Source organism: Acinetobacter sp. YH12120, assembly GCF_013418795.1.
GTDB lineage: Bacteria > Pseudomonadota > Gammaproteobacteria > Pseudomonadales > Moraxellaceae > Acinetobacter > Acinetobacter towneri.
The window spans coordinates 1-14751 of sequence record NZ_VPBI01000014.1 but is presented as its reverse complement, the minus strand read 5'-3'; the positions used below and the strand labels follow the sequence as shown (position 1 = coordinate 14751).

At 42.8% G+C, this 14751-nt stretch carries 13 protein-coding genes; 5 read left to right on the top strand and 8 right to left on the bottom strand.

The window, feature by feature from the left end; genetic code table 11:
• The first annotated feature begins 11 nt into the window (after positions 1 to 11).
• Positions 12 to 818 carry an SDR family NAD(P)-dependent oxidoreductase gene (locus FTU58_RS09775; RefSeq protein WP_180062393.1) on the top strand — a complete coding sequence of 269 codons (807 nt, stop codon included), beginning with the start codon at positions 12 to 14 and terminating at the stop codon, positions 816 to 818.
• 56 nt (positions 819 to 874) lie between these two features.
• Positions 875 to 1672 carry a hypothetical protein gene (locus tag FTU58_RS09770; RefSeq protein WP_180062392.1) on the top strand — a complete coding sequence of 266 codons (798 nt, stop codon included), beginning with the start codon at positions 875 to 877 and terminating at the stop codon, positions 1670 to 1672.
• Between the two features lie 27 nt (positions 1673 to 1699).
• Here FTU58_RS09770 and FTU58_RS09765 read toward each other — a convergent pair whose 3' ends face one another.
• The 8 genes from FTU58_RS09765 to sdsA form a co-directional block, all read right to left on the bottom strand.
• Positions 1700 to 2161: a YbjQ family protein gene (locus tag FTU58_RS09765; RefSeq protein ID WP_004972286.1), complete on the bottom strand. Its 462-nt coding sequence runs from the start codon at positions 2159 to 2161 to the stop codon at positions 1700 to 1702.
• Between the two features lie 31 nt (positions 2162 to 2192).
• Positions 2193 to 2549, bottom strand: coding sequence for a YbjQ family protein (locus FTU58_RS09760; RefSeq protein ID WP_004972285.1), 357 nt, complete (start codon positions 2547 to 2549; stop codon positions 2193 to 2195).
• A gap of 141 nt (positions 2550 to 2690) precedes the next feature.
• Entirely contained in the window at positions 2691 to 4136 is a 1446-nt protein-coding gene (gene adeK / locus FTU58_RS09755; protein ID WP_179988562.1) for a multidrug efflux RND transporter AdeIJK outer membrane channel subunit AdeK, read from the bottom strand.
• Positions 4136 to 7315: an efflux RND transporter permease subunit gene (locus FTU58_RS09750; RefSeq protein WP_004972283.1), complete on the bottom strand. Its 3180-nt coding sequence runs from the start codon at positions 7313 to 7315 to the stop codon at positions 4136 to 4138. The genes adeK and FTU58_RS09750 overlap by 1 nt, the downstream gene beginning before the upstream one ends.
• A gap of 13 nt (positions 7316 to 7328) precedes the next feature.
• On the bottom strand, positions 7329 to 8591 hold the full coding sequence (locus FTU58_RS09745) for an efflux RND transporter periplasmic adaptor subunit (RefSeq protein ID WP_004972282.1): 1263 nt from the start codon (positions 8589 to 8591) through the stop codon (positions 7329 to 7331).
• A gap of 21 nt (positions 8592 to 8612) precedes the next feature.
• The gene (locus FTU58_RS09740) at positions 8613 to 9230 is read right to left on the bottom strand and encodes a phosphatase PAP2 family protein (protein ID WP_004972280.1); all 618 of its coding nucleotides are present in this window, start codon (positions 9228 to 9230) and stop codon (positions 8613 to 8615) included.
• Between the two features lie 142 nt (positions 9231 to 9372).
• Positions 9373 to 11433: a site-specific recombinase gene (locus FTU58_RS09735; RefSeq protein ID WP_167845837.1), complete on the bottom strand. Its 2061-nt coding sequence runs from the start codon at positions 11431 to 11433 to the stop codon at positions 9373 to 9375.
• Positions 11434 to 11445: 12 nt separating this feature from the next.
• On the bottom strand, positions 11446 to 12423 hold the full coding sequence (gene sdsA, locus FTU58_RS09730; RefSeq protein ID WP_104853134.1) for an All-trans-nonaprenyl-diphosphate synthase: 978 nt from the start codon (positions 12421 to 12423) through the stop codon (positions 11446 to 11448).
• Positions 12424 to 12895: 472 nt separating this feature from the next.
• On the opposite strand from sdsA, the gene rplU reads away from it, so the two are divergent.
• From rplU to lolA, 3 genes are all read left to right on the top strand, one after another.
• Positions 12896 to 13207: a 50S ribosomal protein L21 gene (gene rplU, locus FTU58_RS09725; RefSeq protein ID WP_004972275.1), complete on the top strand. Its 312-nt coding sequence runs from the start codon at positions 12896 to 12898 to the stop codon at positions 13205 to 13207.
• A 19-nt stretch (positions 13208 to 13226) separates the two neighbouring features.
• A complete protein-coding gene (rpmA, locus tag FTU58_RS09720) occupies positions 13227 to 13481 on the top strand; it encodes a 50S ribosomal protein L27 (RefSeq protein WP_004760935.1) in 255 nt (84 codons plus the stop codon).
• A gap of 230 nt (positions 13482 to 13711) precedes the next feature.
• On the top strand, positions 13712 to 14410 hold the full coding sequence (gene lolA / locus FTU58_RS09715; RefSeq protein ID WP_179990204.1) for an outer membrane lipoprotein chaperone LolA: 699 nt from the start codon (positions 13712 to 13714) through the stop codon (positions 14408 to 14410).
• Positions 14411 to 14751: the final 341 nt, after the last annotated feature.

Sequence of the window (14751 nt, the reverse complement as noted above, 5' to 3'; positions counted from 1 at the left end):
GACAAACGGTTATGGCAAAACGGGAAAACTTGGAACATAAAGTGGTGTGGATTACAGGTGCATCTTCTGGCATTGGTAAGGCATTGGCAAAAGAGTGTGCTTTACAAGGTGTACAAGTGATTTTAACCGCACGTCGTTATGAAGAACTTGAAAAAGTACGCGTGAGTTTGCTGAATCCTGAACGTCATCTTTCTGTATGTGCAGATATTACCAATGAAAGTCAGGTGTTACATGCGTATGAACAAGTTTTGGCACGTAAAGGACGCATTGACTGGCTAATTAATAATGCAGGTTTAAGTCAGCGCGCTTTAATTGCTGATACGACCATGCAGACTGAACGCACCATTATGGAAGTGGATTATTTTTCTCAGGTCTTTCTGACCAAAACTGTCTTGCCGACCTTTTTACAGCAAAAACATGGTCGCATTATTTTTGTATCTAGTGTTGCAGCATTATTGGGTACGCAATATCGCGCGTCATATTCTGCAGCGAAAAGTGCCATTCACATGTGGGCGAATAGTTTGCGTGCCGAAGTAGCGGAGCAGGGCGTACAGGTTTCAGTTGTTTTCCCAGGATTTGTGAATACCAATGTGTCTTTTAATGCGTTGAATGGTGAAGGCAAACCACAAGGACATCAAGATGAAGCCATTGAAAATGGTTTAGATGCCGATGTTTTTGCTAAAAATACAGTTAAAGCACTCATGGCAGGCGATGAATATATCGTGGTCGGGGGCGCTAAAGAAAAACTGGGCGTGTTGGTGTCGCGTTTATCGCCAAGTACTTTATATAAAATGATTCGTAAAACCAAAGTGAAGTAATTTTTAATCAAAGTGACTTCAAAATAAAATAATAAAAACAAAAAGAAGGATGAGCCATGCGTTCAATGATGAAAGGTATTTTTTTATTTATCAGCGCGTGGCTTTTCGCTTTCTTAGGGATGACTCAAACGACATTTGCCAAATTACAAACAAACGATGATTCGTTGTGTAAACAACCTGAATATATTGAAAAGATTTTACGACAGCACACAAATACAACCACAGTGAATGAGGACTTTTTGGCTTGTGCGGATTTCCCCAATGTTCCTGAACAAACTTTAATTGCTTATGCTGAAACTCAGACAAAAGATGATCAACCTGTAGATGATTATCAGCTGACTTTTTTAACCGTAAATAGTAAAACGCAAAAGCTTCATTCAATCTATCACGTGAAAGAGCTTTTGCCTTCAGATGCAATTGAACTGCGTTCTATCCAATTAGATTTGGCGCCGTATCAAGTTTCTGAAAGCTTAAGGGCAATTGGTTTAAGAAGGAATTATGCAGGACGTTCAAGTGCCAATCCATTTTCGGCGCAAGTACTCGATTTATATGATTTACAACATAACAAGAAAATTTTAAACGGCTTAATCGTAGCGCGCTATCAGGCAGAAACCGATACACGTTGTAATGCCAAAGTAATAGAAAGCAAAGCTATTTTAATGATCTTGCGAAATACAACTCGACAATATTTTGATATGCAATTACGTGATCGTATTCAACATTATGAAATGTCGGGCGATTTAGAAAATTGCAAAGAAACTAAACAAGTGTCTACTCAACAGCGTTTCACTTTAAAATTTGATGGTCGGCAATATCAAATTCCTCAGCCTTATCGAGATCAGTATTTATACTAAATTCTTTACAAACGCTGAAAGATGTACTCAGCGTTTTGCAGAGAATTGACTAACGCTATTTTGAACCGCCGTTCCATAAGCAAAGACTTCGACCATGCCGCCTTGCATCCCCAATTCTGTGGTGCTTAAACGCAGCCCCATAATATGATTTGCGCCCATTTTTTCAGCTTCTAATTTTAAACGGACGATGGCTTCACGACGCGCCCGCTCGACAATACTTTCATAACTGGTCAAGCGCCCGCCAAAGAAGTTCTGAATATTGGCAATCACAAACTTAAAATAATCATGAGAAATGACCACATTGCTGTGTATCAATTGCCCAAAATTGGGACTGGTCTGGAAGCGGTTATTATCAATCTGAATATAACTTAAACGCAGTTCTTGCTCGGCTAAATATTTGAAATGTTTGCGTTCGTTGTGTCGCCCAAAACCAAAGCCTACGGCAAATAAAATCGCAAAGACAACAATTTGCAGAATTAAATTATCCATGTGATGTTATTCCTGTTCAATAATCTTTGCTTTAGTGTGATGCTGGAAATGGGTCTGGAAGTTTAGGAATATCTGCCTCGACCACCACTGCTGTACCATAAACAAACAATTCCGAAGCACCTTGAGCGATATTTGAAGTAGAAAAGCGAATCCCAACAATAGCATTGGCACCTAAACCACGTGCTTTAGCAATCATACGATCCATCGCTTCTTGGCGTGATTCTTCTAGTAATTCGGTATAAGCCGTTAATTCACCACCGACAATATTTTTGAGTCCTGCCAAGAAGTCACGCCCCACATGCTTACTGCGTACGGTGCTGCCATAGACCACATCAATTTGCCGTGAAATACGATGACCTGGTACAGATTCAAGATTACTAAGCAACATAAGATTCTAATATTTAAAAACAAGACGTATTGAAGATATGAAATGTGCTTGCAAAAAGCAATAAAAAAGCCCACCGAAGTGAGCTGATTTAGTCTTTATATCTGAGCTGTTAAGCAGCAAATTTAAGGTAGACGCAAAGACTTATTGCGCTTTACGTTCTGCCGATGATGCAGGTTGCGAAGTAGCATCTGAAGTGTTGGCTTTCACACCGCCACCCAAAGATTTATACAACTCCACCTGATTGTTCAAATTGGCTTGTTCCAACAACAATAAACCTTGTTCTGCTGCATAAGACGTACGCTGTGCATCCAACACGGTTAAATAGTTGTCAATGCCTGCGCGGAAGCGTGCATTAGATAATTTATAAGTGGTATTGGTCGCATCAACCAAGCGTTTTTGTGCCGCTAAACGATCACCAATATTTTGACGAACTGCCAAAGCATCATTCACTTCACGGAATGCAGACTGAATTGATTTTTCATAGTCAGCCAAAGCAATTTGTTGATCCGTTTCTGAAATTTTGATGTTGGCTTGGCGTGTGCCCCAATCAAAAATTGGCAAGTCGATGCTCGGGCCCACTGCCCAAACAAAACTGCCTGATTTAAACAAATCACTCAAGTCAGTTGATGCATAGCCTGCATTGCCCGTGAGGCTAATGCTTGGGAATAAACGTGCTTTTGCTGCACCAATATTGGCACCCGCAGCCGATAGTCGATACTCTGCAGTACGAATATCAGGACGGTTATTCAGCAAGTCACTTGGTAAGCCAGCGCCAATTGCGGTAGTTTTGGTAATGCGCGTCACACGTTGCGTTGGCAATAACGCACTTGGAACTTGTTCGCCCACCAACAAGTTCAGCAAGTTTTGTGCTTGCGCGACTTGGGTTTTGTAGTTGGCGACATCATTACGTGCAGTTTCAACTGAAATTTGTGCCTGACGGACAGGTAATTCACTATCAATGCCGACATCAAAACGCTTTTTGTTGAGGTTATAAGACTCAAGCTGTGTTTTTAAGGTTTGGTCTGCCAGTTTTAAATTGGCATTGGCAAAAGAATAGTTGAGCCATGCTTGCGCCACCTGACCAATCAAGGCAATTTGTGTGGCATCACGCGAGCTTTGAGTTGCCAAGAAGTTATCTAATGCATTGTCTTTTAAGCTGCGTACACGACCCCAAAAATCTAGTTCGTAGGCAGTTACACCTAAACCAACGTTATAGCGTGTGTGTGTGCCTAAAGCAGTACCTTGGTCTTGACGCAGTACGCCACCGCTAGCACCAATGGTAGGTAACTGGTTGTTTTCGGTAATTTGATAGGCTTGTTGGGCACGTTGGATATTCAGCGTCGCTGTGCGTAAATCACGGTTATTGTTCAATGCCATATCCAAAACTTGTAATAAGCGTTGATCGGCAAAGAAATCTTTATAACCTTGTTCAGCCACTGAAGTACCCGATGCAGCAGCAGTATAGCTGCTTGGAATACTTGCCTGAGCGACGGGCTCTGGCCCACGCATACTTTGACAAGCTGTCAAAGCAAGCGCGAGGGCAGAAACCGCAATACCACGGCCTGTATGCGACCATAAGTTTTGCATCACGATACATGCTCCTGATTATTTTGTTGTTTTGGTTTGTATTTAAAGATACTTCTAATCCAGACATAGAATACAGGAATAAAGAAGATCCCTAACAAGGTTGAGCTAATCACACCACCTAAAACACCATAACCGACCGAGTGTTGGCTACCTGCACCTGCACCTGAAGAAAGTGCAAGCGGCAATACACCAAAACCAAAGGCTAAAGTGGTCATAATGATTGGACGTAAACGCATTTTTGCAGCATGCAAGGTCGCTTCAAACAGGTCTTCACCTTTTTCTTGTAGCTCTTTGGCAAACTCCACAATCAAAATCGCGTTTTTGGCAGATAAACCAATCACGGCAATAATCGCCACTTGGAAGTAAATGTTGTTGGATAGGTTCGGGTTTTTGAACAAGATCATGCCCCCGAAGGTAAGCAATAATGCTCCGACAATACCCAACGGTACCACCAACAGCACCGAGAATGGAATAGACCAGCTTTCATACAAGGCTGCCAAACACAAGAATACAATCAGTAATGACAGTGCATAGAGGAATGGTGCCTGATCGCCAGATTCACGCTCTTCAAGTGATAAACCTGTCCATTCATAGTCAAAGCCGTTTAAGCCCATAGATGGTAGTTTTGCGACAATTTCTTCCATCGCTTGCATGGCTTCACCAGAGCTGACACCTGGCGCAGGCGCACCCTGAATGTTCTTGGCAGATACGCCGTTATAGCGTTCCAAACGAGGTGAACCATAAGTCCATTCACCTGTTGCAAAGGCAGAGAATGGCACCATTTCACCACGGTTGTTGCGGACATACCACTTGTTCAGGTCTTCAGGCATCATGCGTGAATCAGATTCGGCTTGTACATAGACTTTTTTCACGCGACCACGGTCAATAAAGTCATTGATGTACGAACCACCCCAAGCCATGCCCATGGTGCTGTTGATTTCAGCAATGCTGACACCTGCCGCACCTGCTTGCGCTTGGTCAATAATAATACGGTACTGTGGTGTATCTTCTTGACCATTTGGACGTACGCCCATTAAGCGAGGGTCTTTAGATGCTTCACCCAACACAATATTACGTGCCATGGTGAGTTTTTCATGACCATTGCCCGCAGCATCTTTCAGTTGCAAGTTAAAGCCTGAGCTGACACCTAATTCTGGCATCGCAGGAAGCTGTAATGGCATGATGTAAGTGGCATCTTTCACAATCATGTTCAGTGCCATACCACGCTGGATAATTGCACCAACTTGAGATTCAGGGCTTGTACGCTCACTCCAGTCTTTTAACTTAATGAACGCCATACCTGCGTTTTGACCAACGCCTGAGAAAGAGAAGCCTGAAACACTAAATACCGACTGCACATGCTCTTTTTCATTTTCTCTGAAAAAGTTGGTCATGCTGGTCATGGTGGCGTCAGTACGTTCCAAAGTTGCATTTGGTGGGAGTTGTACCAATGTCATCACCACGCCCTGATCTTCATCAGGCAAGAATGATGATGGTAGTTTTTGGAACACTAACACAATAATGCCCAGTACCACTGCATATAAAACCCCCGAGAAGATTTTATGATGCGTCATGCGGTTAACACCACCTTGATATTTAACCGAGAGCTTATCGAAACTGCGGTTAAACCAGCGGAAGAAACGCGCAAAAATACCGTTGCTTTCAGGCTTGTTTGGATCGTGTTGTTTAAGAATCGTGGCACATAGGGCAGGGGTAAAGGTCAACGCTACGACCAGTGACAACACCATTGCAGTCACAAGCGTAATTGAGAATTGACGATAAATAACGCCTGTAGTCCCACCAAAGAATGCCATAGGTACGAATACCGCAGACAATACCGAGGTAATCCCGATCAGTGCGCCTGAAATCTGTTTCATCGACTTTTCAGTCGCCGCCACAGGGTCAAGATGTTCTTCGACCATGACACGTTCTACGTTTTCCACCACGACAATTGCGTCATCGACCAATAGACCAATCGCCAGTACCATGGCAAACATGGTCAGGGTGTTAATCGAGAAGCCAAACATGTTGATCACGGCAAAGGTACCCAGTACCACTACAGGCACGGCCATAGTTGGAATAATTGTGGCGCGCCAGTTCTGCAAGAACAGGAACATCACAATAAAGACCAAAATGATCGCTTCAATTAAGGTTTTAACAACACTCTTAATCGAAAGTTCAATAAATGGCGTGGTATCAAAAGCCAACTCATCCTTTAAACCCGCAGGGTAGTTAGGACGTAATTGCTTGAGGCGTTCTTCCACAGCAGCAGCAGTATCTAGGGCGTTAGCACCTGTAGATAATTTAATTGCGACACCGCCCGCAGGCTTGCCGTTGTATTTAGAAATAAACTGATAGTTGTCTGCACCAAGTTCAATTCGTGCCACATCACCCAAGCGCACTTGAGCGCCTGAAGCGGTATTTTTTAGAAAAATATTGCTGAATTGTTCAGGTGTTTGCAGCAAGCTTTGCGCAGTTACTGTAGCATTCAAAGCCTGACCTTGAATTGCAGGTGCGCCGCCCAATTGACCTACCGCAACCTGTGCGTTTTGGGTACGAATCGCTTGAGCAATATCACTTGGTGTGACTTGCAAGCTCGCCATTTTGGCAGGGTCCATCCAAATACGCATCGCGTATGAGCCACCAAAGACTTGTACTTCACCCACACCTGCAACACGGCTCAGCGGTTCAGAAATGTTAGAGTTAACATAGTCTTTAATATCATCGGCAGACAGGCTTTCATCAGGTGAATAAAAAGCGAGAACCTGTAAGAAGCTCGCTCCTGATTTGGTCACTTTCACGCCTTGACGTTGCACATCATCAGGCAAGAGCGCCGTAGCAGATTGCAATTTGTTCTGTACTTGAACCTGTGCAATATCTGGGTCGATACCTTGTTCAAAGTTTAACGTAATGGATGCAGAACCGTTCCCCGCACTGTTGGATGAAATATAGCGCAGACCATCCAAGCCGTTCATTTGTTGTTCAATAATTTGCGTTACTGTGTTTTCCACAGTTTCAGCAGATGCACCCGGATAGGTTGCAGCAATGGTGACCGTTGGCGGTGCAATGGTCGGATATTGGGCAATTGGCATATTGGTGAGGGTAATAATCCCCGCCAACATGATTACCAATGAAATCACCCATGCAAAAATGGGGCGATGAATAAAAAAGTGAGCCATTAACGTCTACTCCTTATGTATTTGAAGTAGCTTTTGATTCAGTTGCTTGGGCTTCTGAGGCTGGTTTGGCATCCCCCGATTTTGCTGGTGCAGCAGGTGCAGCTTGAGGAGCAGCGCCTTGCGGTTGATACGGCTTAGCGACCACTTGCTGTTCAGGTTTTACTTTGGCAATACCTTCGACAATCACTTTATCGCCAGTTTGCAAACCTTCAGTCACAATCCAGTTGCTGCCTTGCGTACCAACTGTGGTCACAGGACGCGGTTCAACAATACCTTTGGCATTCACAATCATTGCCATTGCCTGACCTGTTGGGGTACGGCTAATCGCAGCTTGTGGAATTAAGATTGCGTTAGGAATCACACCTTGCACAATTTGCGCAGTGGCAAACATACCCGGCAATAATAAATGATTTGAATTTGGGAACACGGCGCGTAAAGTCACGGTGCCTGTTTCTGGGTTCACGCTGGCATCAGAAAAAGCCAAACGACCTTCAACAGGGTAGTAGCTGCCATCTTCAAGTTTTAATTTTACTTTGGTGTTGTTGCTGCTATTTAAACTACCTTGACTCAATTGCTGACGTAAACGTAGTAACTCTGCGCTGGACTGATTGATGTCTACATAAATTGGGTCTAAGCGTTGAATCGTCACCAACGGTTCCGCCTGACTAGCCGTAACCAATGCACCTGCAGTCACAGTAGAGCGGTTAGTTTGCCCTGAAATTGGGGCACGTACAGTCGAATAGCCTAGGTTAATTTCGGCATTGCGTACTTCTGCTTGAGTCGCAGCAACATCGGCTTCGGCAAGTTTTACCTGTGCCACAATGTCATCATATTCTTGTTTAGAGATTGCATTGCTGCCTACCAACTGACGGTAACGACCTTCTTTAATGCGTAACACATTCAATTGCGCTTGCTGGCGGGTGAGTGCTGCACGGCTACTGTCTAGACTGGCACGGTTGGTACGTGAGTCAATTTCATAAAGCGCCTGACCCTCACGCACGTAGCTGCCTTCGGTAAATAAACGTTTCAGAACCACACCACTGGTTTGTGGGCGAACTTCTGAAATTTCAAAGGCTGTGGTACGTCCAGACAGTTCTACAGACTGTTCCACGCTTTGTGGCTGTGCCACCAGTACGCCAACCTCAGTCGGTGGCATTTGCTGAGCTGCACCTGCTTGCTGTGCATCTTTTGGATCTTTGCTACAACCCACAAGTGCTAAACTTGTGGCTAATGCGCAAGCAGTCAGGGCAGGAGCCCAAAGCTTTGCAGACATCATTCTTTCACCTCTATTAGATTTTTATCTAAACTTATGTATTGGTTTGTCTTGCAGATATTGAGCGCAAAACAGATACCACAATGTGATCCAAATAAAACTTATGCTCCAACCAGAGAGGACATCTGAAGGATAGTGCACTCCCAGATACACACGGGAAATGCCCATCAGCAACATCCATAACCACGCGCACACAGACAAAATTTTATGCGCTGGATGTTGCAAACTCAGGTAAATCACCAAACAACCTAAAGTTGCAGCATAAAAACTATGAGCGCTTGGAAATGATGCGCCAAAAGTTTCCACCAAATGCAATGCTTCAGGCGGGCGAGGTCGCGCGAATAGGTATTTGAGCAGCCATGAAAGCGCAATACTTACGACCAGTCCTACACTGATAAAAACAATTTTTGTGTATTTTTTATACCATGCCAAATAGAAACACCATAGGCAGGTTAAAAATAATACAAATGGCATGCCACCTAATACAGAAAGTGTGATTGCCAATTGATTCAAATGTGCGGTGCGCTGGGTACTTAAAAACTCCACACTGGCAACATCAAATTGTTGCCAACTTGGAATGTTTAGCACTAACACACTGATTATAAATAGTAAACTACCGAGATAAAGCAGTATTTTAGGCATGCTAAAAATCCCTGTAAGTTTAACCGATTTGAGCACGGTTGATGAATGGAATAAAGTGTACTAGTCAGTACACTTTATTTCAAGCCAATGTAAATGAGAAGAATTTCTTTTTTTGTTACTTTGTGCGCAATGTAAATGTGCACTAAATTTTAGCATTTCGTTCAGTATTTGAGGATGCATCGTCATCCACTGTAATTGGTTGTTTCGGTGGCCAAAAGAAATCACTTGGACGGGTTAAGAAGTGAGTCAGCACCAATTTTGCCAAAGGTTTCCACTGTTCAAAACGTACCCGACGCGCACGCAATGCCACAATAATGGTTAAAGTAAAGCTGACAAATAAGTTGGTTAAACCAATTAGCAGTACGCCTAAAAAGGACACAATAATCAGGCCAATTTCAGGTGAGCCATTAATATTCATTAAACCCTGAATAAAGTTGGCAGAAGCGAAGGCAATGTGGCGAATATCAATCGGTAAACCCAAAATATAACCCAGTGTGGCGGTACTGCCGAGCATAATCCCGAACAGGAAATTACCTGCCAAAGCCCCTAAGTTTCGTTCTATATAATTGGCAAATATATTGAGACGTTCTTGCCCGAGTAGCTTTTTTAAATGCAGATGGGCTTTTAGGCGTGGCCCGACTTTACGATACACGGCCATGTTATCGAAATAACCTGCAATCAAACCAGACAGAAATAAAAATACCCCTGCAATGGCGGCATGTGGAATGGCAAGTGAAGTAAACGGATTCAAGTCGTGCAGCATATTGGATGCTTTGGCATGTGACATCAACGGTTCATGCAACATGGCATCCCAACTAAAAGCAATTAAGGCTGCGACTGGAATGGCAATCGAGATATTGCCCAAAATGGCGACGAACTGCGTGCGGATAATATTAATAATTAAGGCAGCAAGTTCGGCAATTTGTGCCATTTTAGAGCCTTTACGATGCTGTACCGTAGAAGCCAATGCTGCAGCAGTCATTGCGGGTTGTTTGGTGGCAACAGTAAAGTGCAAGACATGAATCAGCATAAAACCAAATGAATAAATCATGCTGTTGATGATGGCCTGCATCATCGGAGCGAGCACTAAACGCGAGGCGAGGGTTTTTAAAGTCGCCATCGTGGCAATTAAAACACCTGCACCTGCCGCAGCTTTATACATGCCCCAAAAGCCGTCTTTGTCGGTACTTACATAATGCTCACCCGTTTTACTAGCATTTTCAGTGACTTGTAAGGCAATTAACTCACTGTTTTCTGCAAGCAAGGAGCGTACACTGCGTTCGCTATACAATGCCGCAGTTACATCTACCAGTAATTGTCCTGCCGAAACATAACGGACTTTGTCTTGCGCCACGATTAAATTCAGCAACAGTTCAATCCGCTCTAAACATTGTTCAAGTAAAGACAATAAGTAGGTCAGACTGATGCTGACGCCAGTTCGTTTGGTGGCACGACGAATTTTACTGCTGACATCATGACATTGGTCAATCATCACCAAAGCTTGAGAGGCATCGGGTGGTTGAATGGCACTGATTTGATCGTGTTGTTGATCGGCAACTTTATAAAGCTGAATAAACTCGTTGATTTCGCGGTTTTGTGCCAAAAAAGGTGAATCATATTCACTTAGTTCAGGATAGGCACTAATAAATTCAGGATATAAACCAATGCCGCTGACCCGATATGACAGCACTGTTAGAGCTTTAATAATTTCACTGCGAATCAGGCGTTTTTGTGTTTGTCCGCCATGTCCGCGATTCAGTAAAGTAAATAATTGCTGCCATTCGGTATCTTCAATATTGTCGAGCCAGTATTTATCACTACGTAGTGGAAAAACTCGACGGACTAAATCTTGCAGTTGGCTTTCATCATTAATCAGCGGTAAAAAGTGCGCGCCCAAACGCTGAAACAACTGATTCCAAAAACCATCGAGCGATAAAATTCCCGTGTCGGCATATAAACTGGTTTGTTTGTATTGATTGATTAGACGTAAAACAAAATGTTGCAAGGTTGAGCTGGCATCGGGTGTCAGCAGCAAGGCTTGTAAGAAAGCTTGAAACTTTTGATGAGTTTCTTCTAAATCTTGAGTGTCACTTGGACGGATACGATTGACCAGTTCAATCAGCAGATTTTCATCCAGAACAGCTTTTGGTGTATCCAGCTGTTCTTGCATTTTTCTAAATAAATCGTTGAGTTTTATATGCATAAGCTGCTTAAATTATTGAATGCGATGTAAAGCCAATAAGGCTAAATTCTTTAAGGCCTGACGATACTCCGAGTCTGGCAGTGCTTCTAAAGCGGCAATAGCGGCTTCTGTTTCTTCTGTGGCACGTTGGCGGCAATAATCGAGAGCGCCAGAGGACTGCACAATGGCAATAACCTGATCGAGGTCAGAAGTACCACCTGTCGCAATACTGCGACGAATAATTTGATGTTGTTCGCCAGTGGTATTTCTTAATGCAGAGATTAAAGGCAAAGTTGGTTTGCCTTCCATTAAATCATCGCCAATATTTTTACCTAATGTTTCAGCGTCTGATGTGTAATCTAAAATATCATCAATAATTTGGAAGGCATTGCCAAAGTGTCCTGCAAATAAACGCAACGGCTCACGGTACTGTGGCGTGCCTGTTAAAATTGCTGCACCTTCAGTGGCAAGTTCAAATAAACGTGAAGTTTTGCCGTGAATAATGTCTAAATAAATTTGTTCTGTAGTGTCAGGTTGATGCTGTGCCTGTAATTGTAAAACTTCACCTTCGGCAATTTCACAAGTCCCTGTAGAAAAGTCTTTTAGCAATACCAAATCGTTTAAATCGACCAATAAGTCAAAGGCGCGGGAGATTAAAAAGTCACCGACTAAAACCGCTGTTTGGTTATTCCAAGTGGCGTTAGCAGTAGGTCGACCACGACGTAAACCAGACTCATCCACCACATCATCATGCACCAAAGTTGCGGTATGCAGCATTTCAATAATTGCAGCCAGTTTACGTTGACGCTCTAAATCTTCTGCACCACAAGCTTTGGCAGCAAGTAAGCACATAATTGGACGCATGCGCTTACCGCCAGCTTCGACCACATGCTTACTAACCGCCATCACTAACGCGACTTTAGAGGTAATCCCTTCATTAATAAATGTATCCATCGCGGCAAAATCAGAAGCAACAGGGGCGAGAATGTCTTGCTTAAAGTCGATGGTCATGTGAAGAGAAACCTCAATAATATTGAATGACAACTTAGTTGAATCAGTTGTAACTTATGTTACAGCCAAGAAAACTGCTTAAGTCTGCGAAAATAACGCAATGAATGCAATAGTTAGGCACCTGCCAAATGCTGTAATTGTTAATTCTACTAGAAAACGAAGTCAATAACTTTGTGGGTAAATTCAGTTATTTGCTCAAGTTGGGCATGATTTTAACAAGCACAGCAGTTTACGCCAACACAATCTGTCTGTATTGATTGATCCATTGAATATGGATGAGGCTGCAGAAAGTCATTTACGCGGCTGGGTATTAAATAATCAACCTTGTTGTGCAATAATTGCCGTAAATGGCTTGTTGTTTGTGCGAATATCGCTTAAAATCTTTGCCCTTGAATAACCCCCAGTGGCGTTCGTTTTAAGATCGATATATCCCTTTATCGGCACGACGACACGGGCATGTTTGGAGTACATTATGTACGCAGTAATCCAAAGCGGTGGTAAACAGCACCGTGTTGTTGAGGGTGAAACCCTTAAAGTTGAATTATTGAAAGCTGAAACTGGCGCAACTATTACGTTTGATGACGTATTAATGGTTGTAAACGGTGACAACGTTCAAATCGGTGCTCCAGTTGTTGCTGGCGCTAAAGTAACTGCAGAAGTGGTTGGTCATGGTCGTCACGACAAAATCCGTATTGTTAAAATGCGTCGTCGTAAACACTACCGTAAGCAACAAGGTCACCGTCAATGGTTTACCGAGTTGAAAATTACTGGTATTGCAGGCTAATCACTAGGAGTAAATAGACATGGCAACTAAAAAAGCCGGTGGATCGACTAAGAACGGTCGTGATTCGAATCCTAAGATGTTAGGTGTTAAAGTTTACGGTGGTCAAACTGTAACTGCTGGTAACATCATCGTTCGTCAACGTGGTACAGAATTCCACGCTGGTGCAAACGTAGGTATGGGCCGTGACCATACTTTATTTGCTACTGCTGACGGCGTAGTAAAATTCGAAGTGAAAGGTCAATTTGGCCGTCGCTACGTATCTGTTGAAGCGTAAGCTGAAATAGTGAAAAAACCCACAAGTGATTGTGGGTTTTTTTATGCTTGTATGATGGAAAATTAGGGTCAAAGGATAACTTTTAGTTCTTCATCATGATGGATAAATTTCTACATTTTATATTAATAAGCATACAAAACTTCTTATTTTCTATCATATTAGCGCCAGAAATTGGTTTAAGATGGGACATCCAAAACATTGCGATTGAGCAAATATAAAAAGGTGAATCTATGAATATGCTTCGTAAAACGATGTGTGCTGTGGCATTGGGTGCAACCACTTTAGCGCCAATCATGAGTACTACAGTGTTTGCTGCGCCAGTGGCAGCATCGGAGCAACAAGCGACAGCAAACCTTGTTAAACAATTGAATGGTATTAAAAGTTTTACCGCCAATTTTGAGCAAACCACCAAAGTCAGCAATAATGGCAAGGCTTTGCCAAACCGTGGTTTATCGGCACAACACATGAACCAGAATTTTAAAGGGGTTATGAAAGTTGAACGTCCGGGTAAATTCTTTTGGGAAACCACCAGTCCAGCTAAACAGACAATTGTGACTACGGGCAAAACCGTATGGATTTATGATCCAGACTTACAGCAAGCGGTACGCCAAAGCCTAGATGATCAAGTGGCAAATACGCCTGCATTGTTGCTTTCGGGTAATACTAATCAAATCATGCAGTCGTATCGTGTGACCCAGCCGAATAAGTCAAAAACCTATTACACCTTATATCCAAAAAGTGATGATGGCGTATTTCAAAGTTTAACCATTAGTTTTGGTGCACGTAACGCGCCAACCTTAATGATTTTGCAGGATTCATTGGGACAAACCACGCATGTGCGTTTTAACAATGTGAAAGTCAATGCCAAAATTCCTGCATCGACTTTTAATTTCACGCCGCCAAAAGGCACGGACATTATTGATCAATAATTGAATGTTTTCATACATTCTTTTAAAAGCATAATTTGTTATTCCTTATCCTAGCCTTCTCCCACAGGGAGAAGGTTTTCAGCTTCAGCATAGCGGAAATTTATTTGAATATTCTTCCTGAGAAATCCACAATTTCTGTGGATAAATCTCGGGATAATTCATATTTTGCAGTATGCGGGATATAGATTGAGTCATCACAGATCATTATTTTATATTAACCCGAATTACGGATAAGAAAAGCCCTTGAAAAAAAGGTAGTTAGAGCCATTTAGAAAGTTACGACACAACCCAAAGGCTCTAACTACCATGTACGATTTTACAGAAATTTTTTGTATTGTTGA